Source organism: Leeuwenhoekiella polynyae (assembly GCF_004104075.1).
Taxonomy (GTDB): domain Bacteria; phylum Bacteroidota; class Bacteroidia; order Flavobacteriales; family Flavobacteriaceae; genus Leeuwenhoekiella; species Leeuwenhoekiella polynyae.
This window is the reverse complement of record NZ_QOVK01000014.1, coordinates 80,907-102,993: the sequence shown is the minus strand read 5'-3', so window position 1 is coordinate 102,993 and position 22,087 is coordinate 80,907. Positions and strand designations below refer to the sequence as shown.

Here is a 22,087-nt window from a genome sequence, read left to right as displayed (position 1 = left end):
GCCTGGGGGCCTTGGGGACCGTGGGGCGGAGGTTTTGGAAACACCGTATCCAGAACTACTGAAGGTACATTATATATAGACCTTATTGATGCATCTAAAAAAGAATTAGTTTGGCAAGGTCAGGGTACTGGCTATTTAGCTCGTGACGTTGAACGCAAACAAGAACGTATTAGCGAAATTGTAGGCGAGATTATGCAAGAATATCCACCAAAGCAAATGGCTTCTAATTAAGAATAACAACTAAAAAAGCCCTCGAAATGAGGGCTTTTTTTATGCGTAAGACTTAAGTTTATTTCTTGTAAATTCAGACAAAACAAGCTTACCGCTTGTTGTTGCCCTATCTTCTAAAAGTTTTTTCCAACCCTCGGTACCTGACCAAAACATTTTTTTACATTCCGCTAATGCTTTGGGATTATAGGTTGCCAGTTGGTTAGCTAATTTAGCTACAGCTGCATCCAGTTCTTCAGCTGAATTTAAAACTTCAGCATACACTCCTTTTTCTTTTGCCCATTCAGCTGAATAAAATTCCTGTGCATTTATGGTCATTTGAGAAAATGCTGAAACTCCAATTTTGCGAGTTACCGCCGGCCCGATTACAAACGGACCTATACCAATGCTTATCTCACTCAGTTTTATTGAGGAATATTGAGAAGCCAAACAATAATCTGCAGCAGCAGCAAGACCTACTCCACCTCCTACAGCTTTACCTTGCACGCGTAAAATAGTAAGCAACCTGCTCGCACGCATTGCTAAAATTACTTTTGCAAAACCCATAAAAAAAAGTTTTCCCTGAGCTTCATTCTCAATAGCAATAAGTTCTTTAAAGCTTGCTCCGGCGCAAAACGTTCTATCACCTCCACTTTTAATTACAAGCACTTTGAGATCAGTATTCGCATCTGCTTTAAGTATTTGTTGTTCTAAATCGGTTAAAATGGCTGTAGGTAATGCATTATGCTCTGGCGTAAAAAAAGTAAGCGTACCTACCGCTCCTTCAATATCAAGTTTTACAAATGAGTTTGACATATGATTGTTTTAGTAAACTACCTCGGGCAAGCCCACGAGGTATTTGTTAGAAACAAATTTTCAATTTCGAGACAAGCCTTAGGGTATAAAACCCTTTGGCAGCGCCAATAAATAGAAGTATTATTAAATATTCCTCAAATTTATAGATATAATTACGATAATTATAAACAGATTCTTATTTTTCTAGTTGAAATACAATTGATCTTATGAGCGCTGTTTTAGATAAAAATATAGAAACTAATCCACTTATTGAGCGGTTACCCGCGCATTTAAAGCAGTTTATAAAACCTCAAAATTATGAGGATTATACGGCGATCAATCAAGCGGTTTGGCGTTATGTAATGCGTAAGAACGTGAATTATCTCAGTACAGTTGCTCACAACTCCTACTTAGAAGGGTTAAAACAAACCGGAATTTCGATAGACCACATACCAAATATGTACGGGATGAATCGTATTCTGAAAGAAATAGGATGGGCTGCAGTAGCAGTTGATGGCTTTATTCCTCCTGCTGCTTTTATGGAATTTCAGGCGTATAATGTTTTGGTTATCGCTTCAGACATCAGACAACTCGAGCATTTAGAGTATACTCCCGCTCCAGATATTATTCACGAAGGTGCAGGTCATGCCCCAATTATTGCGAACCCTGAGTATGCCGAATATTTAAGACGTTTTGGAGAAATAGGCTGCAAAGCCATTTCATCAGCTAAGGACTATGAGTTATATGAAGCTGTTAGAAAACTATCTATTTTAAAAGAAGCTGAAGATACTCCACAGGAAGAAATTGATGAGATTGAGCATGTGGTTGACCACTTACAGAATAATATGGGAACTCCAAGCGAAATGGCACTTATACGCAATTTGCATTGGTGGACGGTAGAATATGGCCTCATAGGTACTCCTGATAACCCTAAAATTTATGGAGCAGGATTACTTTCATCAATAGGTGAAAGTGCGTGGTGTATGACTGAAGAAGTAAAGAAAATCTCGTATTCCATTGAAGCAGCACACCAGGAATTTGACATTACTAAGCCTCAACCTCAACTTTATGTAACTCCAGATTTTGCCTATCTCAGTGAAGTTTTAGAAGAGTTTGCAAACATGATGGCTTTACGTACCGGCGGTCCCGAAGGCTTACAAAAACTTATAGACAGTAAAAATCTAGGGACCATTGAACTGAGCACCGGCTTGCAGATTTCAGGTGTGTTTTCTGAAATGATTTTATATAAAGACAAAGTATCTTATTTACAAACTACAGGGGAGAGTGCTTTAAGTTTTCATGAAAAAGAGCTCGTGGGTCATGGCACTAACATTCACAAAGACGGCTACGGTACAGCTCTTGGTAAGCTTAAAGGCATCAATCTTGCTATTGAAGACATGAGCCCCAAAGACCTTCAAGCTTATAAAATATCAGAAGGCAATATCGTAAGCTTAGAATTTGAAGGCGGAATCAGTGTAAGCGGTAAAATAATTACCGGTACGCGCAATTTAAAAGGGAAAATAATTCTAATCAGTTTTGAGAACTGCACGGTTAAACACAAAGATCGTTTGCTCTTTAAACCAGAATCTGGCATCTATCATTTGGCTGTAGGCAAAAAGATCTCATCAGCATTTGCTGGTCCGGCTGATTTTAAATCTTTCAATTTATTGGAACATAAAATTTCTTCAACCACGGTTAAAGCTTCAACAAATACAAAACGCCAAGAACTAGAATCGCTATATCTTTCAGTTAGAAATTACAGAGAAGGCAAAGACACCAAATTCTCTCCGCAGGCTGTTTTTGATATTTTAAAGAAAAATCACGAAAACGACTGGTTACTCTCTGTAGAACTTTATGAATTGGCTAAAGAAGATAACAGAGAAGATTTTCTAAAAGAAATAACCACATATTTGGCAGCGCTAAAAACAAGTAATATTAAAATCAAACATCTTATAGAAGACGGTATCGCACTAGTCTAAAATTTGCTGTAAACTTTGACTGCTTTCTATTGGTGTGGTGTTGTACTTTAATGTCCATCCCAATGTATTAGTCACTACATAAATATTAGACAATTCAGCTACTAATCTATTTTGAGCATTAGCAGGTAATTCTGAAGCTTCAACTTTTTTTCTAATGCTGCTCATCACTCGTTTTTTTATGGTGTTATAGTCTGAAGCTTCAAACTGATTGAGATAATCCTGAGACACATCATAATATTCAATATCTGGATTGATGTTTATTTCAGGCTTAGGGATTTTTGTTATGGTAATTGTTTTGGCTTCTGAGTCTACTTCTGTTTCTAAAGCTCGTAGATCGTATGAAATCGTGACTTTTGCATTGATCACCACAAGTGCCTTTTTATTAGCTTCAACCAAATTAAAAATCTGTTTAGAGTCTTTATAGGTAAAAACCTGTGCAAAAGAACCTTCTGTCACAACGAGCTTCCCTACATTTTTGATTTCTTTCTCAATGAGCGAAGTAGCTTCTAGTAATTGATTGCGCTCTTGATTTTTTTCCTTAAAATATTGATAGGTAAAGTACCCAAGTATGAGAACCAGAATTACAATTAGAACCTTGCGCATAGATCAATTAATTAGAGAATCATTTCAATTTATCTATTAAATACGGAAAGAAAAAAGGAAGCTGTTAATCTTAACAGCATATTATATTATATAATATTATTTTGGCGGGCTTTTTCTATCGCTTCAATTTTACTATGCACCTGTAGTTTTTTATATATATTTTCTATGTGCTTACGCACCGTGCTGGGAGCTAAAAATAGATTTTCTGCAATACGTGTATAACTCAAGCCTTTACTCAACTGCTCTAAAACTTCGGTCTCACGACTAGACAGTGATATTTCTTCGCGTTCATTTAAGCTATTTACAGAACTTGGATTGCGAAGCAATTTAAGTGTTCGCATAGCGATAGAGGGATTCATCGCTGCACCACCAGATAAAGTCTCTTTTACACCCTTTTCTAAAATATCTGGAGCCGTTTCTTTTAATAAATAGCCATCTGCACCCGCTTTAATGGCACTAAAGATATGCTCATCATTATCAAACACAGTAAGCATTATAATTTTTATCTGCGGAAATCTTTGTTTTACAAGTGCTGTAGCTTCAATACCATCAAGTATCGGCATCTCAATATCCATTAAGATTAAATCTATATTCGAATTTGAATCGAGTTTATTTAACAGGTCCGCTCCATTTTCAGCAATAAATTTTAAGCTGAATTCATCAAAAAAGGAAAGCTTTTCTGCTAATGCACGGGCTAGAAATAATTTGTCTTCTACAATTGCAATTTTTACCGGCATTACAAACGCGTTTAAATTAAAAACCGGGAAAGTCCCCTAACTCTTTCCCGGATTTAAAAAATTCAATAAATAGTACTGAGATTGAAAGCACTAAACTAAAAAAGTCTGTTTAGGAATGCAATAGGGCAAATGCCCTATTTATGAGTTAAATTTCAAAATTATAACCACTTTCTAAAAGCTCTTGATATTTTTCGGCGTCAAAACGGTACAAAAATGCTCCGCGTTTAGATCCGGATTTATCTTTCTCTTCAAGTTTTACCAGCACTTTAAGCGACAATACTTTTTTTCTAAAGTTACGAGGGTCTAACTCGCGTTGATAGATCGCTTCATAAAGCTGCTGCAATTGCGGTATAGTAAATTTTTCAGGAAGTAGTTCAAAACCTATAGGCTGTTGTCTCGCCTTACGTCTTAGTTTATTTAGAGCATCTGCTACCATCTGGTCATGGTCTAATGCCAACTTAGGCAAGTCTTTTAAAGTGTACCAATAAGCGCCATGACTTTCTACCAATTCTTTATCATAATCATCAATACGTATCAAGGCGTAATGCGCCACCGAAAGACAGCGATAACCCGGATCACGATCTGCTTTGCCATAAGTTTTAGATTGCTCTAAAAAGATTTCATCAAGACCTGTTATCTCTTTAAGAACACGACGTGCGGCATCATTTACATCTTCATCAAGTTGTACAAAACTACCTATCAGTGACCAGATACCAGAGTCTGGCTCTACGCGTCTTTTAAAAATCAATAGTTTTAAATCTCCTTCATCAAAACCAAAAACAATACAGTCTGTAGCGACATACAATTTCTCGTTATCAGCATAAAAATCATTATTGGAAGCATGTGCAACACTTGCAGAACTTGGGGTCATAAAAATTACTTTTAAACGTACAAAATACGTTTTTTTGATGAAAAAAAGTAATTCAACTTTTTTTAGTTTGACCTACTAATTTTATCAAGCTTTGGATTGAATAGAAATTGTTGTTCCCTTATTTACCGATGTTGATATCTTAAAATCTGCGTCAATATCGTTCGCCCGCTTTTGCATATTAGAAATCCCATGGCCTGATTTACCCCCATTTATATCAAAGCCTCTTCCATCATCAAGAATTACTATTTTATACTTGGAATCTGAAATTTCCATCTTCACACATATAGTCTGTGCTTCCGCATATTTTAATGCATTATTTACTGCTTCCTGAATGATGCGGTAAACATTAATGCCACCTACAGCAGAGAATTCTAATTTTTGTAGATGTTTTTCTTTATACTTAAACTGAAAATCAACATCTCTCCTCGAACTTTGTGCTTGATCTATAAAATTAGAAATACGCATTTGCAAGTCTTTTACCGTTATCACTTCCTTATTCATTGCCCAGACCGTATCGCGAAGTTCATTTATAGTAACCGAGGTGAATGCACTGATCGCTGCAATACGTTCTTTCACCTCCTGACCAGTATCTTTAAGCATATAATTAAGATTGTCAAGACTGATTATAATGAATGTAAGCTGTGAACCAATGTTGTCATGAAGATCTCTTGAGATGCGCAGGCGCTGTTCTTCAAGTCGGTTTTGTGTTTCAATTTTAGCGAGAGCGACCTGTAATTCTTTTTCTTTCTGAAGCTGACGGTTTTTTTGCTTTTGACGGCTATAAATTAAATACCCTAAAAGCCCCAAAATGATAGACAGCCCTAGGCTTCCAAAGATATACGCATTCTTGCGGCGCACTTCAAGATCCTTCTCAGCTAATTGTGTCCGCTGTCTTAATATCTCATTTTCCTTTTGTTCGGTTTCAAATTCAACCTCCAGAGCTGCAATTTGCTTGGTGGTCTCTAAACTATTGATACTGTCTTTAAAGACGGCGTATTTTTCAAAATAATACAAAGCAGAATCAGTTTGCTGCATTTGCTTAAATGTTTCAGATAATTGCTGATACGTGTATTGCATTAGAAAACGGTAATCCTCCTTACGCGCAATTAGCAGCGATTTTTCAAAAAACGGAACAGCTTCGGCGGGCTTACCTTCTATAAGATAGACTTCACCAATCTGTGTGAAATTTTCGGCAATTCCTTTGCGGTCATTGATTTCTTCCCGTATCACTTTGGCTTTGTAAAAATAGTCGCGTGCGAGGTCAAAATTGCCCATTTGTCCGTAAGCGCCCGCCAGGTTACTATAGCTGTACGGCAAGCCTTCGGTATACTTACGCTCTTCTACAATAGCAAGTCCCTTTTTATAAAAATACAGGGCACTGTCTAGCTGTCCCTGCATTTCTTTAAGCACCCCATAATTATTGTAGGTTCGGTCTAAAACCTCTTTGTAATTTCCTTCTTCAGCCATTTTTAGGCCTTTATTCATATAATACTGAGCTTTCTCCATATTATCGCGCTTCATCCCATAGCCCATTTCACCATACAAGTTTGCTGCCTGCGGCTTAAGGTCATTCTCTTCAAAAATGCGAATGGCTTTCAGATTATAAGCTACCCTTTTTTCACCATTAGCTTCATAACCATAAATGGTTGCCAGATTTTTATAAGCTTCGCCTATTCCTTTTTTGTAATCAATTTTTTGAGCTGCCTTTAGGTTATTCTCAAAAATGACAAGAAGGGAGTCTGTTTTGAGCGAACTATTCTGAACCAGAATAGCATTTATTGAATCTATCTTTTGTATTTCCTGAGCAGAAAGCGCATAAACACTCAGTAAAAAAGCAAAAGCCCAACAGTAGCAGTGTTTCATAAAAATATGAATTCTTTTGATTTACAGGCTAATATATAAAAATGCTAGAATACGTATTCACTTTAATTTGTGTAAAAACAAATTTTCTTAAACTACTATTTCGGGCTGAATGATTAAAGCTTCATCAAGATTGTATGCTAAAAAGTTATAGCGATCCAAGTGGTTTTTGCGCTTTATAATTTGACTTTGATTAAACTGAATGCTGTGCTCAAAACGAATTAATCTGGATCTTGCCTTTTTACTATCCTGTATTTTGACTACCTGGAAATACAGCACGACAAACGCAAGCGCCAAAACAACACTTCCTGTAATAACCGCAAATTCTGTCTCAATCCAAATCATTTTAGTTCTTTTGATTCATAACTAACAAGGATATAAGTTTTAAAGTGCTATAAATCAGTTTTTCAATTCTTGAAGTAATACGTTGGATTAAAATTTCCGCAACATCCGCTTCAACATTTGAATCATGGCTCAAAGTCTACTTCTACCCTTATTAAACTATGAGCCAAAAGCTGCCTATATAAGCAGCTTTTGGCAAAAAAATATTTAGAATGGTTAATTGTTTTTAGTCAAAAAACTCTTTCATTTCTTCATCTATAAAAGAACTCCCGGCTTTATAAAGCGCATCGGCCATTTTTGCTCCATCGGTTTCTGCAAATTTTGCATTGGTACTTATGGTGCTGTAGGTATTTTTCACCACATACAAATCCCCAATATTGGTATAGGTTATTGATTTTCCTTTATCAAAAGCACTTGCTTTGGTATCATCAATCACTCCGGAAATATAGATAGGCTTCTTTAAATACCCTTTTGATTGAACTTTTTTCAACCCGGCTCCCTGGTAAAATTCAATTGAAGTGGGCATTGTATAAACCTCTTCCTGTCCTTTCATCCGTAGTCCTTTGGTTTTGGGAGCTTGCACCGTATGCGTACCCATCATAAGGTTTGTCTTTACAGATGCATTGGCACCTGACAAACTTTTAAACCAACTGGAGCCCGCTTCGCTAAAGTTAAGCGCAAGTTTCACTTCAATAACCAGAGCGTCATCAAGGTCTTTTGATAACTGATTGGGACCTGCAACTGCGTTACCTATCATTTTCAAATTATTCATAAATCCTTTTTTGTTGTTTGCCTTTCCTTCAGCCTCGCGTTTACTAACCATAAAACTGGCTCCGGTAGGTAAGATTTCCAGATAACCGGGATTGGCACTTTCCCGAATATTAGGACCGTTCATACGCTCCGCATTTTTATAGTAGTCTGTCTTTGCTGCGGTTTCCACATCAATAAGCGTATACCCTTTAGCCTTTAAGTCAGCTACAAATTCTGCATACAGCTTATCTACTTCAGCCTGTAATAAGTCTGTATCAACCCCTTTAAGCCCTAATGCTGCCTGTGCTGTTGCTTCGCCCCGACCTATGCCTCTAAACTCGCGTTCCTTTTTGTAATCTACATCTTCGCGGTAAACTTCTACCAGCACCTGAAAGTCTGAGATATACGCCTTCATAGGCATCTTACCTTTGGGTTTTTGCCCCCAGTGATCCAATTTTGCATTGACCTCACTCAGTGTTTGTGCCTCAGCTGAAACTCCAAAAGAAAGTAGCAACAGCAACAGCGCATAAAAATAATTTGTCTTCATAATTGTTAAGGTTTAAAAGTTTTTACCTCCCAAAAGTCTCTAAAAATCAAGCATCAATCAATAGGGCAATTGCCGTATATTTTGACCTGTAAGTGCGTTTTTAGAGTTATAGAAATAACCGCAAGCAATAAAGCCGAAAACAGAATTGCTCCTGCTTCCGGCTTCGTGTAAAAACCTCAACACTTGAGATTTTTGATAACTACTTACTTTCTGATCTTAACATTAAACTCTCCATTACTTACCTGTACCGTTTTACTGGTATCGCTGATAAGGTATCCGGTAAAACTGAAGGTGCCTTTTACGCTTTCGCCTTTGGTGTATTCTGCTATTTTAATCTCGCCGTTTGAAGCCGCACCCGTCGAAGTAGAAAAAACCTGTGCACTCATAAAGTCAGACTTATCTTTCAGGAAGGTATACGTAGCGATATTACTGGCATTAAGGTCGTAGGTTCCTACTCCTTCAAAACCTATAATAGTAATTTGAATATTTTCAGAGTCAATTGAGCCACCCGAGATGGTGATGACCTCTATATCCCCCGACGAATTTTCTTCAGCCAGAGTAGCTTCGGGCATTGAGGTATAGGCTTTACCCTCAACGCTTGCCTTTAGTTCGCTATTGCCGGTTACACTGTCACCGCCATCATCGTCTTTGGAGCAAGCTGCAAAAAGAAGAAGTAAGCTTAAAACGAAAGTTGAAATGAGTTTTGTAGATGTTTTCATGGTTTTGGTTTTTAATTACAAGACAAATCTCCTGTAAATCAAAACCCAAATCCATAAGGCAATTGCCGTATTTAAAATTGAATGTGCGATACTTCAGCCTGAAGTGCTTTTATTTTCTCATCCAGCTTTTGAAGAAATTTTTGATGTGCGGCGGAATCAGGATTGAAAGCTTTGTGTGCCAAACCGCGTTGTATTTCTTCAACCTGATCCATCGTTTTTTTAGCCTGCGGCGAAAGATACACAGCCAGGAAACGCTCCCAGATATAATCAACTGCCAACGCATTAGGATGTACCATATCCCGATCGTAAAACCGGTAATCGCGCAACTCATCCATCATAATCTCGTAAGATGGAAAGTATTCAACACGTTTATTTTTTGCTATTACTGAATGCACAGCGGCGATAAGATGCGCCTTACTACGCTGATTTTCCACAAAACCGTCTTTAATGTGACGCACCGGCGAAACAGTAAAAATTACGGAAGCTTTAGAATTAAGACTTTCGACAGCCGATAATACGCGAAGCAACGATGCTTTAAGTTGTGCAACCGAAGCCAACTCTTTCTCAAACTCTTTTTGCGGAATTTTATGACAATTAGCTACAATTTTATCTTGCTTTTTATGCCGGTAGCCCCAGGCAGTACCCAACGTGATCACCAAATAGGTTGCATTTTTAAGCAGTTCAAAAGTTTCTTGAATTGCAGTATTTAAGTGCTCGACCGCAGCTGCAGAATTAGTGGCACCCAAGTCTGAATGCGCGTCCAGCGAAACAAACAAACCGTTTACTTCTTCCAGATCGGCTTCCGTAAATTGCATTTGAGCCGCCACAGCTTCAAAAAACCTTGCAATCGCTTCGGGATGAAACAAAATCCCAAACGGATTAACCAAATTCTGAAACTTAAAATACTCCAGCTTCGCCCCAATATTCTCTACAAAACAACTACCCACCAACAGCATCTTTGAATCATAATCAAATTGATTCGCTGAAGGTTGGAGTGGGATTTTGGTTTGTAGATGCACTATTATTATTGGAATTGGTTTACTGGTTGTAGATTGGTTAAAAGTTAGTGATTATTTAGTTACTTAAAATTGCACGATACAAGCGCGCAAGAGCGAGGGCTTATAATTTAAGTATCAAGAATTGTTGAGCCATATAATTAACTGGTTTCAGTTCAAGACCCAATTCCTTTTACCTGTATCCTTTTACTTTCTCCCCTTCAATATCAACAAAAATAATAATAGCAATTAAATAAGGTACTCCTTCACCGCTCCCAAAGCAGCTACAATTCCATCAGGATTTTTACCCCCGGCAGTTGCAAAAAACGGCTGACCGCCACCGCCTCCCTGAATGTACTTACCTAATTCGCGTACAATGGTTCCTGCATTTAAGTCTTTCGCTTTAGCTAGATCTTTATCAATATAACAGCTCAACAAAGCTTTTCCACCTTGACGAGAAGCCAGCAATAAGAATAAATTATCTACTTCGCCACCCAGCTGAAAAGCCAGATCTTTAATTCCATTTGCGTCGAGGTCAACCTCCTTAGCTAAAAATTGAACATCACCAACTGATTCTAGGTCGCTTTTCAGTTCGTCTTTAAGATTCTTAGCTTTTTCAGCTAATAAAGATTCTAATTGCTTTTTGAGTTCGTTGTTTTCTTCTTGTAAACCTTCAATTACTCTTGCAGGTTCTTTAGTGTTATTTAGCAAACCGCGCACCGCCTCTAAAGTCTCATCCTGATCTTCAAAATACTGCATAACAGCATCACCGGTAATCGCTTCAATACGACGAATTCCCGAGGCAACTGCTCCTTCTGACTTGATTTTAAAATACCAGATATCTCCGGTATTTGTAGCGTGAGTACCACCACACAATTCCATTGATTTACCAAAACGAATCGTACGCACAGCATCACCATATTTCTCACCAAAGAGTGCAATCGCACCTTCAGAAATTGCCTGATCGTAAGGAATAGCACGCTGCTCTTCAAGCGGTAACTGCTCCTGAATACGCGCGTTTACAAACTGCTCTACTTCTTTTAATTCTTCGGTAGTGACTTTTGAGAAATGTGAAAAGTCAAATCGCAAATACCCGCTATGCACCATTGATCCTTTTTGCTCCACGTGTGTCCCTAAAATGGTACGCAACGCCTGATGCAATAGGTGAGTTGCGGTATGATTAGCTTGTGTACGGTAACGTTGCTTTGCATCAACCACCGCTGTAAACGTTTCGTTTAAATGCTTCGGAAGGTTTTTAGAAAGATGAATGATCAAGTTATTTTCTTTCTTGGTATCTGTGATGTAAATCACATCGCCATTCGCCGTTTCTAAATATCCTTTATCACCTACCTGACCACCACCTTGCGCATAAAAAGGCGTTAGGTTGAAAACCAATTGATATTGATCTCCTTCTTTTTTAGTATTGATTTTTCGGTAGCGGGTAATTCGCACAGGAGTTTCTAGCGTATCATACCCCACAAATTCTTCTTCGGCGTCCTCTTCAAGAACCGTCCAGTCGCCAGCTTCAATTTTTCCGGCAGCACGAGAACGTTCTTTTTGCTTTTGCAATTCTGTCTGAAAACCTTTTTCATCCAAACTGTAGCCTTTTTCAGAAAGAATCAAAGCTGTTAAATCTATAGGAAAACCATACGTATCGTATAATTCAAAAGCTTTTACACCAGAAACTTCTTTTCCGGTTGTGTCTGCTATAATAGAATCTAAAAGAACCAAACCTTGATCAAGAGTTCTTAAAAAGCTTTGCTCTTCCTCTTTAATCACATTGAAAATAAGATTCTGTTGTTTTTTTAATTCCGGAAAAGCTTTGCCCATTTCGTCAACCAGAACACTAACCAATTTATATATAAAAGGTTCTTTAGTATCTAAAAATGTAAAACCATAACGTACTGCACGGCGCAAGATGCGGCGAATCACATAACCTGCTCCGGTATTACTTGGTAACTGTCCGTCTGCTATTGAAAAAGCTACAGCACGCACGTGATCTGCAATTACACGAATTGCAATATCAATATCTTCTTTAGCACCGTATTTTGAATTGGTAATGGTTTCGATCTCGCGAATTAGCGGAGTAAAAACATCAGTATCGTAGTTAGATGTTTTATTCTGAAGCACCATACACAACCTTTCAAAACCCATCCCGGTGTCAATATGTCGTGCCGGAAGGTTTTCAAGAGAGCCGTTTGCTTTTCTGTTGAATTGAATAAAAACCAGATTCCAGATTTCTACTACTTGCGGATGATCTGCATTTACTAAATCAGCTCCCGGTACTTTTGCTTTTTCTTCTTCAGAACGCAGGTCAACGTGAATCTCAGAACAAGGTCCGCAAGGCCCCTGATCGCCCATTTCCCAGAAATTATCCTTTTTATTTCCATTTAAGATTCTGTCTTTTGACACATGCTTACTCCACATATCAAAAGCTTCCGTATCACGCTCCAGGTCTTCACTGCTATCGCCCTCAAATATGGTCACATATAGCTTGTTTTTATCTATTTTAAAAACTTCAGTAAGCAACTCCCAGGCCCAGTCTATCGCATCTTGTTTAAAATAATCGCCAAAACTCCAGTTCCCCAGCATCTCAAACATTGTATGGTGATACGTATCTTTACCTACTTCTTCAAGATCGTTATGCTTTCCGCTTACGCGTAGACATTTTTGAGTATCAGTTACCCGAGTGTCTTTAGGAACCCCATTACCAAGAAAAAATTCCTTAAATTGATTCATTCCGGCATTAGTGAACATCAACGTAGGATCGTTTTTGATCACCATTGGCGCAGAAGGCACGATGGAATGATTTTTGGATTTAAAGAATGATAGAAACTGATCGCGTATTTCCTGGGATTTCATGAGTAAATTTTAGAGTAGATTTTGCCAATATAGCATTAGCGGCAAACTATTTTTTATATTTGTTCGTTTCCCTTTATTTAATTAAAGGTTAGAGACCTGAATTTTAACGCAAAAATAGAATAATTTAAATAATGTCTAAGGTTAAATATTATTACGATAAAGAGACACTTTCCTATAAAAAAATAGAGAAGCGCAAAGGTCGTAAACTTGGCTACGGATTGCTTTCTATTGGAGCATCTTTTTTAGCCGGTTTTATTCTCCTTCTTATTTATCTCAATATTCCAGATCTGGAAACCCCTCGTGAAAAAGCACTTGCCCGCGAACTTCAGAATATGAAAGTTCAATACGGCGTGCTCAACAAAAAATTAGATCAGGTACAAAATGTTCTAGGTGAAATTGAAGAGCGCGACAACAGTATTTACAGATTGTATTTTGAAGCGAACCCTATACCTGACGAACAACGTAAAGCGGGTTTTGGAGGGGTAAACCGGTATAAAGATCTTGAAGGGTATGACAATTCTAAGCTGATTATAGAAACTAACAAGCGTCTTGACATTCTAACAAAACAGCTTGTGGTTCAAAGCAAATCTCTTGATGAGATTGCAGTTTTAGCAGAAGAAAAAGAAAAATTTCTAGACGCGATACCAGCTATACAGCCTGTTGCCAACAAAGATCTTACCCGTATAGCTTCTGGATATGGTTTACGTACAGACCCATTCACCAAAGAACGTAAAATGCATTGGGGGATGGATTTTACCGCTCCTCGCGGTACTCCTATTTATGCTACCGGTAATGGTGTGGTAGACCGTGCTGATAACAACGCTACGGGATACGGAAACCACATACGTATTGATCACGGGTATGGTTATGTAAGTCTTTATGCACATTTATATAAATACAATGTAAAAAAAGGGCAAAAAGTTGAACGTGGAGATTTAATAGGTTTTGTAGGCAGCACAGGTCGTTCTGAAGCTCCACACGTGCACTATGAGATTTTTAAAGATGGCCAACGTATTAACCCTATTAATTTCTACTACGGAAACCTTTCTCCTGAAGAGTTTGACGTAATTTTACAGAAAGCTCAGCTAGAAAACCAATCTCTGGATTAATGCACGTACAACTGCCCGAAAAATTATATTATAGCATCGGCGAAGTCGCTGAAGCTTTTGGTGTAAACACGTCATTGATACGTTTTTGGGAAAAAGAGTTTGACGTACTTAAACCTAAGAAAAATGCTAAGGGCAATCGTAAATTCACTCCAGAAGATATTAAAAGCCTGGAACTGATTTATCACTTGGTTAAAGAACGTGGCTTTACTCTAGAGGGAGCAAAGACACATTTAAAAGAAAACAAACAACAAACACTCAATAAATTTGATCTTATTAGAAAACTAGAAGGCATAAAAGCACAACTTCAGGAATTAAAAGATCAACTCTAAATCAATCATCAAATATGAAAAAAGGAATCATTGCACTCATCGTAATCGTTATTTTGGGAATTATTGGCTATTCATTTTTTAAAGGCTTTTACAATACCGCAATAACGCTAAAAGAAGATGCAACAAAACAATGGGGTAACGTAGAGAGCAGCTACCAGCGTAGATCTGACCTGATCCCCAATATTGTAAACACGGCTAAAGGCTATGCAGAATTTGAGCAAAAAACCCTTACAGATGTTATTGAGGCTCGTTCTAAAGCTACTGGCGTAAACATCGACCCGTCTAATGTCACCCCAGAGCAACTGGCCCAGTTTCAACAAGCTCAAAGCGGTGTAAGCTCTGCTTTATCAAGACTTCTGGTTACTGTAGAACGTTATCCTGATCTAAAGGCTAATGAGAATTTCAAGGAACTTATCAATGAATTAGAGCGCACAGAAAACCGCATCAATGTAGAGCGTAATCGGTATAACGAAGCGATCGCTCCGTATAACAAGCACATTAAAACCTTCCCTAATAATATCGTGAACAACTTCATAGGCAACTTTGAAGAAATGGGATATTTTAAAGCTGATGAAGGCACTGAAAGTGCTCCCGAAGTCAATTTTGACTTTAATAACGACGCAGCATAATGGCATCTGTAGTTAAAGACTTTTTAAATACCGAAGAAGAACAGGAAGTTGTTGAAGCAATACGTCAAGCCGAATTGAAAACTTCTGGTGAGATTCGTGTGCACTTAGAACGCCAATGTGAAGGAGAAGCTTTAGAGCGAGCCAAAGTGCTTTTTCATCATCTGAAAATGGACAATACTAAAGCTGAAAATGGCGTGCTAATTTATGTTGCTGTTGACGCTAAAAAATTTGCCATTTGCGGTGATCGCGGTATTAATCAAGTAGTACCAGAAGGGTTTTGGCAAAGCACCAAAGACTTGATGCAAACTGAATTTAAAAATCGAAAGTTTAAAAGTGGTTTAGTAAAAGGAATTACTTCTGCTGGTGAGCAACTTGCGCAGTTCTTTCCGTGGGATGATAACGACATAAACGAACTTTCAGACGAAATATCAACCTCTTGATCAATTTACCCAAACTATATACTTTTAGAAATGCAGTGCTTATTGCTTTTCTTTTTTGCCTTACTGCAACAAGTTTTGCACAGTATGACATTCCTGAAGTTCCCAGTGAGCAAACCAGTGTTTATGACTATGCCGGCCTCTTAAATTCTGGTCAGAAATCTGCTTTAGAAAATAAACTGGTTAAATACAGCGACACAACTTCAACTCAAATTGTAGTTGTTATTATTCCAAGTTCCAAAGGAGAAGACATTAGTTTTCTAGGAGCAAAATGGGGACAAAAATGGGGAATAGGTCAAAAAGGAAAAGACAACGGTATTCTCATCACATTAGCTACTAAAGATCGTAAGGTGGATATCAATACCGGTTACGGAATTGAGACGATCATAACAGATCGTATGGCAGAACAGGTTATCAATCGCATTATGATTCCCCAGTTTAAAAAAGGGGATTACTATGCCGGTCTGGATGAAGGATCAGATGCTATTTTCCAGATGTTACAAGGTGAATATAAGGGCTCAAGAGCCAAAAATAGTCAGCCCGGTTTAAAGAACTTTTTACCCATTATCATAATCTTCTTTGTCATTATTTTTATACTGAGTCGTTCTCGCGGAGGTGGCGGAGGTCGAAATGGCGGTAGACGCAGTGGGACCGGCAGCTTACTTGATGTTATTATCTTGAGCAGTCTGGGTCGTGGTGGCCTAGGCGGAGGTGGCTTTGGAGGAGGATCTTCCGGTGGAGGTTTTGGCGGCGGAGGAGGCTTTGGAGGTGGCTTCGGTGGCGGAGGCTTTGGCGGAGGCGGTGCTTCCGGTGGATGGTAACACACTCTCTAAAGTTTTATTGTTATAAAACAATAATCATTAGTTAATACCTCAATTTTAAAAAGCAATTCATTTGGAATCTTTTCTAAAACTTATACATCAGATCACCCGCTACGGAACAAAACCAGTTATTCAAAAAGATAAGCTGGTTTCTTTAAAAAAATCTCTGGGAGACCTTTATGCGCTCTACCTCAACTTGAATTCAAATTTTGACGAAAAACTTTACGAAGAAGTACACCGACTGGATTATGGAGTGGTTTATGCTCACGTAAAAGCTAATTTCCCAGAATTTATTGAATACCATCAAATTGATCAAATATTGGAGCTTGACCAAACTCCTGAGATACACCTTGGGGATGTAGCAGATGATCTTACAGACCTCATCATAGACTTAAGCGAAGTTGCGTGGCGATTAGAAAACACGAGTCTTAATGATGGGCTGTGGTACTTCAATACGTTGATGAAGATTCATTCTGAAGCACATTTACTCAATTTGTTGACGTATTTAAAAGCTTTAGATGCTTAATTGTAAAATCGCACAGTACACAAAGCGACTCTATAATCTAGAGTCGCTTTGATCTAATTACCAAAACCTGTCTTGTTACCAGAACAGGTCTTGATTTATATTTCTCACTTATTCAATTTTTGATGCAGTTTTAAATCTCGTGTATTTTTCTGCACGGTAACTGCCGCAAACATACTTAAGGTAAAAGCCATACCGTAAAAGCCTTTTTCGCTAAGCTCAAGATCTGCATTCCATAAACCGATAATCAACAATAAGATTGAAGCAATTGTTGTAAACCAGCTGATGCTATAATAAATATCAGTTACTTCTATCCCCTCCTGCTTATCCCGCACACTCTTTTGTACAGAGATTACCGAGAATAATCCAAAAAGTAAAATCGTAAAATAATATCCCTTCTCATTAAGTAACATAGATGCATTAAAGAGCCCTATACAAAATGCAGCCATCCCAATGAATAATGCTGCCCATGCCGCAGATATAAAAGCAGATGTAGGTTTTGTATTGAACGTAAATTGATCTTTTGCAGTTTGAGAACTCCTTGTTTTTTTCTCGTTTTCAAATGTAGTTTCCATATTGGTTATTTTGATAATTAGACCACAAAGATGCTGATGACTGGTTAGATGAAAAACTTCATTTTTTTTAAATACTTATGATTTAAAAAATTAAAATAAAACATAATTTACTATATTTATTGATTTAACTTACTTTAAAACTTATGATTTAATGAGTGCTATTTTTAAATTAATAAGAACGTTCACACCTGAACAACAACAACAAGTTATTCAGTTTTTAACTAATAAAAACAGACGTGGGGACACGAAGAACATAGATCTGTTTAAAAAAATTTGTAAAGGTGAAATCCTTAATCTTCACGAGACACTTTATAAAAATCCCAATCGCAATGCGTATCACGCACTAAGCAAACGTTTGCTTGATAATTTAATTGATTTTATAGCAACTAAGAGCTTCTCAGAAGAAGCAGGCGAAGAGATGACAACTCTAAAACTTATTTTAGCAAGTAGAATTCTCTTTGAACAGAAACTTAATAAACTAGGCTGGAAGACTATATGTAGAGCCGAAAATCTTGCAATTAGTTATGATTTATATACCGCACTGCATGAAATTTATGACACTCAATTACAATACGCTCATCTATTTAAAAATGTAGATTTTGAAGATATCTTAGCTAAAAGCAGTGATAACCTGAAACATCTCAATTCCGCTTTTAAACTGCAACAAGCTTACGCTTTTTTAAAAAATCATTTACAAAGCAATACACCCCATGCTAATATGCTTTTAGAAGAAACATTTGAGCGCTTTAATATAAGCCCCAAAGAAGAATTCACCTATAAATCTTTGTTTCAATTTATGGAGTTGCTTAGTGACACCGCAGAATTAGAAAGTGATTATTACCGTATTGCGCCATTGATGCAGGAAGCATTTGCATATATAACACAAAAAAATACATCAGAAAAACACCTGTATTACCATCTTCAGATTTTATACCTGATGGCTTCAAATTCTTTTAGAAATAAAGATTTCAAAGAGTCTCTTGATTATCTAGATGAGCTAGACCACTTATTAACGGATAAATACCGGAATCAATTTCAAATTTCATCAGCAATACTCAGATCACTTGCTATGAATTATATGGGGATTTATACGCAAGCTATTTCGCTTTGCGAAAACCTAAATGATAAGTCCCCCAGAGTCCTCTTGCTTTTAATGACACTTTACTTTCAGCAAAATAAGTTTAAAGAGTCTTATGCTATTTACAAGAAGCTTAATCACAGTGATCAGTTTTACGAAAAACAACTGGGTTTTTTATGGGTTGTCAAAAAAGAAATTATAGCACTACTCCTGCTGATTGAATTAGACAAACTTGATCTCGTTTTACAGAAACAAAATGCCATTCGTAAAAAATTTCACAGTAAACTCAGCGCTTTAGGAGAAGAGCGGGTAATGCATTTTATAAAACTTGCAGGAATCTATTACGATAATCCTCAGTTTGCAACTTCAACAAAATTCCATGATCAAGTTGAAAACTCCTTTAAATGGATAGGTGTTGACCGTGAAGATCTGTTTGCAATGAGTTTTTATGCCTGGCTTAAATCTAAAATGGAAAAACGAGATTTATATGTTGTTACACTAGAATTAGTTAATCAAACCAATTATTCTCTCTAACCTCTCCTTTTTTCCCAAGCGTATTGAATTTATAACTAAAACTCAACATAAAGTATTGCTGCAATACAGTACTCTGTACATCTTCTACATAAGATTGTGTTGCATTACGACGAGAGTTTGTATTCTGGTTGAGCAGATCATAAACTTTGAAAGTTGCCAATGCTTTATTCTGCATAAATGAATAAGCTAAAGAACTATTCCAAAAAACAGCATCTCTCTGAAAACCAGAACCTACATTAGGGTTGTAGATATAGCGTATATCATTTTCCCAAGTAAGCCATTCAGGGAAGAAGGTTGTGGTTCGCAAGCGTGCCGAATGTTGTGTGAACTCACGCCCGTCAAAAAAGTCTCGATTAAAACTTGTATTGTTAAATTCAATGCTGTATTCTGGTCGTAATTCAAACCACTTGTTCCAGGTAAAGCGTAAGCCCAAGCTGGGGCGAATATTTTTAGTTATACTGGCGTATTGATCTGTATTGAAAAAGTTTACAAAACGATTTAACCCTCCATAAATACGCGCTTCAAGTTTTAGAGTTTTAAGACTGTCCAACTTAAAGTCTTTATTATAATTCAAGTTTCCGTAGGCATTATAAACTCCGTCTACGTTTGTAAAGGTGGTTTCCCGTACGAAATTATCATCAACCGTGGTAAGGTTTACAACCTGATCATTTATTAATGAAGCTCCCAGATAGGCGTAAAATCCTGATTTTGACTCCCAGTCATAATTGTTAATCCCCAAATTAAAATTATGTTGATTGGTAGGGCTCAATTCAGGGTTACCCTGAATTGTGTTAATAGGGTCTGAAACATCTAAGTAAGGAGAAAGCTGGCGTATATCTGGCGCATTATTAGTTAATCTATAAGCAGACCATAAGCTTAATTTCTGTGTGAAATTGTAATTAAGTCGTGCTGAAGCTTCAAGAGCATTAAATTTATTTTCAAAATCAATATCGCGTACCCGGTTTCCTGCATTATCAGTTAACAAATCTTCACCGGTTAACTTTCTGGCAACATAAGACGCATTAATACCAGCTCTTAATTTTTTATCATTATACGTGACTCCAAGTTGCGGTTTATGGGTTCGGTTTCTACTTTCAAAATCGGTACTTTGAGGTAAAATAATGTCGTCATAACTCTGGTTAAGGTTATCAAAGCCGTAGACAAGTTGCGTATTGGTTCGATTCTGAGAATTGTATTCATACTCAGTCTCTACAAATAATTTTTTAGCAATAACGGGAATTCGCCAGTTTACATTAGTTGTTATACCGTTATTCACATTATCCCCATCAGTAAATTGATTACGCAAAATTTGACTGGGATTATCGCCGTAAACATTTGTTTCTGAATTTGTAAAATCTTCGCTTTTAGTATCATCTAACTGAAGGTTTCCATTAATTCGAATAAAGCCTCCTTTATCCCCATATCGTTTAGTTGCAGTTAAGCGATTACCAAAGTTACGCGTGGTTCTAAAGTTACTATTATCATAGTCACTGTCATTCACTAAACTCCCATCAACATTTGTCACTTCAGACGTACCACTACTTGTATTTTGCCCTTCAGAATAAGATAAACTAGGTAGAACCTCTATCATAAGGGTAGAGTCTATTTTAGCCTGAAACCTCAAGTTTGCCGTGTGATTATCAACATTAGAGTCTGTTCTTGAAGTACTCACCGATGTAAAACGATTTTGAGGTAAAATATTTTCTCGATTTCGCTGGGTCTCCTCAAAACTATTGGAGCCAGAATAGAAATAATCAGCAGAAGTCTCAATTTTTTCACCAAAATCATTGGCAAAATTCATGCCTGCATTACGTGAATTCACAATACCATTCCCCATACCAAAGCTTCTACCTCCTACATTAAAACCACCATTACTATTAACTGAGATATAGCTAGCGTTACCAAACATTTTTTCGATCTCTCCAAAACTAAAACCTGGCGAATTGATATTGTTCCCACTCCCCAGCAAACTTATTCGCAAATCATTATCAAAATAATTACCAATACCTGCATATTCAAAACGGTCATCGGTACCACCTCCAGCGGCAATCCGACCGAAAAGACCTTTATTCTTATCCTCGTCAATTGTTATATTGATCGTTTTATTTTCGCTATCTCCTTCTTCTCCTGAAAATTCCTGAGATTCAGTTTTCGTGTCAACAACCTGAATTTTATTAATAAGTTCTTTAGTTAGATTACGCGTCGCAATTGTAGGATCATCACTAAAGAAGGGCTTTCCGTTAACGAGTATATTACTAACCGGTTTTCCGTTAATACGTATCTGACCATCTGCATCAACTTCTGCTCCGGGCAACTCCTTAAGTAAATCTTCTAGTGTTGCATCCGGATTTGTTTTAAATGAAGCTGCGTTAAATTCTAAGGTATCTTGTTTAACAACTACTGGCGCTGCTCTACCTTTTACAACGACGTCTCCTAAAGATTCTACTTGAAATTCTAAAGGAATTGATCCCAAATCGAGTGTGCGGTTTTGAGTAAAATCTATCTCCTTTTCAAAGGATTGATATCCCACAAACGTGACAAAAAGATTTGCTTTAGTTAGCGAACTTTTACCGCTCAACTCAAAATTACCATTACGATCACTTATCGTATAAGTAATCATGGTACTATCTTTTAAAGTTTCGAGAACTACAGTTGCCGCTTCAATAGGACTCTTTTGTTCATCATCTATTAAACTTCCGGTAATTTTAAAATCTTGAGAGAATACACTAATGGAGAATAGGCCTAGTACAAGGCACAGTAAATAACGATTGATCATGATTGTTTT

Annotated in this window: 21 protein-coding genes; 9 read left to right on the top strand and 12 right to left on the bottom strand. The window is 37.3% G+C overall.

Annotation, left to right across the window (positions count from 1 at the left end):
• On the top strand, positions 1 to 231 hold a 231-nt coding region (locus DSM02_RS14095; RefSeq protein ID WP_164918321.1), incomplete at its 5' end, for a DUF4136 domain-containing protein.
• Between the two features lie 39 nt (positions 232 to 270).
• Here the strand turns inward: DSM02_RS14095 and DSM02_RS14090 are convergent.
• The gene (locus DSM02_RS14090) at positions 271 to 1,023 is read right to left on the bottom strand and encodes an enoyl-CoA hydratase/isomerase family protein (RefSeq protein WP_128766257.1); all 753 of its coding nucleotides are present in this window, start codon (positions 1,021 to 1,023) and stop codon (positions 271 to 273) included.
• Between the two features lie 206 nt (positions 1,024 to 1,229).
• Here DSM02_RS14090 and DSM02_RS14085 point away from each other — a divergent pair, with 206 nt between their 5' ends.
• Entirely contained in the window at positions 1,230 to 2,981 is a 1,752-nt protein-coding gene (locus DSM02_RS14085; protein ID WP_128766256.1) for an aromatic amino acid hydroxylase, read from the top strand.
• Here DSM02_RS14085 and DSM02_RS14080 read toward each other — a convergent pair.
• From DSM02_RS14080 to alaS, 9 genes are all read right to left on the bottom strand, one after another.
• Positions 2,973 to 3,584: a DUF4230 domain-containing protein gene (locus DSM02_RS14080; protein WP_128766255.1), complete on the bottom strand. Its 612-nt coding sequence runs from the start codon at positions 3,582 to 3,584 to the stop codon at positions 2,973 to 2,975. The genes DSM02_RS14085 and DSM02_RS14080 overlap by 9 nt on opposite strands.
• 86 nt (positions 3,585 to 3,670) lie before the next feature.
• Positions 3,671 to 4,321: a response regulator gene (locus tag DSM02_RS14075; protein ID WP_128766254.1), complete on the bottom strand. Its 651-nt coding sequence runs from the start codon at positions 4,319 to 4,321 to the stop codon at positions 3,671 to 3,673.
• 145 nt (positions 4,322 to 4,466) lie between these two features.
• Complete coding sequence (locus tag DSM02_RS14070; protein ID WP_128766253.1) at positions 4,467 to 5,192, bottom strand: NUDIX hydrolase; 726 nt, start codon at positions 5,190 to 5,192, stop codon at positions 4,467 to 4,469.
• Positions 5,193 to 5,276: 84 nt separating this feature from the next.
• A complete protein-coding gene (locus DSM02_RS14065; RefSeq protein WP_128766252.1) occupies positions 5,277 to 7,055 on the bottom strand; it encodes a tetratricopeptide repeat-containing sensor histidine kinase in 1,779 nt (592 codons plus the stop codon).
• 87 nt (positions 7,056 to 7,142) lie between these two features.
• Positions 7,143 to 7,397: a hypothetical protein gene (locus tag DSM02_RS14060; protein ID WP_128766251.1), complete on the bottom strand. Its 255-nt coding sequence runs from the start codon at positions 7,395 to 7,397 to the stop codon at positions 7,143 to 7,145.
• A gap of 223 nt (positions 7,398 to 7,620) precedes the next feature.
• The gene (locus DSM02_RS14055) at positions 7,621 to 8,691 is read right to left on the bottom strand and encodes a hypothetical protein (RefSeq protein WP_128766250.1); all 1,071 of its coding nucleotides are present in this window, start codon (positions 8,689 to 8,691) and stop codon (positions 7,621 to 7,623) included.
• 203 nt (positions 8,692 to 8,894) lie between these two features.
• Complete coding sequence (locus DSM02_RS14050) at positions 8,895 to 9,410, bottom strand: DUF6252 family protein (protein WP_128766249.1); 516 nt, start codon at positions 9,408 to 9,410, stop codon at positions 8,895 to 8,897.
• 71 nt (positions 9,411 to 9,481) lie between these two features.
• Positions 9,482 to 10,429, bottom strand: a complete 948-nt coding sequence (locus DSM02_RS14045) for a GSCFA domain-containing protein (RefSeq protein ID WP_128766248.1) — start codon at positions 10,427 to 10,429, stop codon at positions 9,482 to 9,484.
• 225 nt (positions 10,430 to 10,654) lie between these two features.
• Complete coding sequence (gene alaS / locus DSM02_RS14040) at positions 10,655 to 13,267, bottom strand: alanine--tRNA ligase (RefSeq protein WP_128766247.1); 2,613 nt, start codon at positions 13,265 to 13,267, stop codon at positions 10,655 to 10,657.
• A 131-nt stretch (positions 13,268 to 13,398) separates the two neighbouring features.
• On the opposite strand from alaS, the gene DSM02_RS14035 reads away from it, so the two are divergent.
• The 6 genes from DSM02_RS14035 (at position 13,399) to DSM02_RS14010 (ending at position 17,118) form a co-directional block, all read left to right on the top strand.
• Positions 13,399 to 14,376 carry a M23 family metallopeptidase gene (locus DSM02_RS14035; RefSeq protein ID WP_128766246.1) on the top strand — a complete coding sequence of 326 codons (978 nt, stop codon included), beginning with the start codon at positions 13,399 to 13,401 and terminating at the stop codon, positions 14,374 to 14,376.
• On the top strand, positions 14,376 to 14,705 hold the full coding sequence (locus DSM02_RS14030) for a MerR family transcriptional regulator (protein WP_128766245.1): 330 nt from the start codon (positions 14,376 to 14,378) through the stop codon (positions 14,703 to 14,705). The genes DSM02_RS14035 and DSM02_RS14030 overlap by 1 nt, the downstream gene beginning before the upstream one ends.
• Before the next feature lie 14 nt (positions 14,706 to 14,719).
• A complete protein-coding gene (locus DSM02_RS14025) occupies positions 14,720 to 15,334 on the top strand; it encodes a LemA family protein (protein ID WP_128766244.1) in 615 nt (204 codons plus the stop codon).
• Entirely contained in the window at positions 15,334 to 15,774 is a 441-nt protein-coding gene (locus tag DSM02_RS14020) for a TPM domain-containing protein (protein WP_128766243.1), read from the top strand. The genes DSM02_RS14025 and DSM02_RS14020 overlap by 1 nt, the downstream gene beginning before the upstream one ends.
• Positions 15,774 to 16,592, top strand: coding sequence for a TPM domain-containing protein (locus DSM02_RS14015; protein ID WP_382402995.1), 819 nt, complete (start codon positions 15,774 to 15,776; stop codon positions 16,590 to 16,592). Before DSM02_RS14020 ends, DSM02_RS14015 begins: the two co-directional genes overlap by 1 nt.
• Before the next feature lie 73 nt (positions 16,593 to 16,665).
• Positions 16,666 to 17,118, top strand: a complete 453-nt coding sequence (locus DSM02_RS14010; RefSeq protein ID WP_128766242.1) for a DUF5063 domain-containing protein — start codon at positions 16,666 to 16,668, stop codon at positions 17,116 to 17,118.
• Between the two features lie 104 nt (positions 17,119 to 17,222).
• Here the strand turns inward: DSM02_RS14010 and yiaA are convergent, their stop codons facing one another.
• Positions 17,223 to 17,690, bottom strand: a complete 468-nt coding sequence (gene yiaA, locus DSM02_RS14005; protein ID WP_128766241.1) for an inner membrane protein YiaA — start codon at positions 17,688 to 17,690, stop codon at positions 17,223 to 17,225.
• Between the two features lie 151 nt (positions 17,691 to 17,841).
• On the opposite strand from yiaA, the gene DSM02_RS14000 reads away from it, so the two are divergent.
• The gene (locus tag DSM02_RS14000; protein WP_128766240.1) at positions 17,842 to 19,302 is read left to right on the top strand and encodes a hypothetical protein; all 1,461 of its coding nucleotides are present in this window, start codon (positions 17,842 to 17,844) and stop codon (positions 19,300 to 19,302) included.
• Here the strand turns inward: DSM02_RS14000 and DSM02_RS13995 are convergent.
• Positions 19,277 to 22,078, bottom strand: a complete 2,802-nt coding sequence (locus tag DSM02_RS13995) for an outer membrane beta-barrel protein (RefSeq protein WP_128766239.1) — start codon at positions 22,076 to 22,078, stop codon at positions 19,277 to 19,279. The two genes, DSM02_RS14000 and DSM02_RS13995, sit on opposite strands and share 26 nt — an antisense overlap.
• Between the last annotated feature and the right edge of the window lie 9 nt (positions 22,079 to 22,087).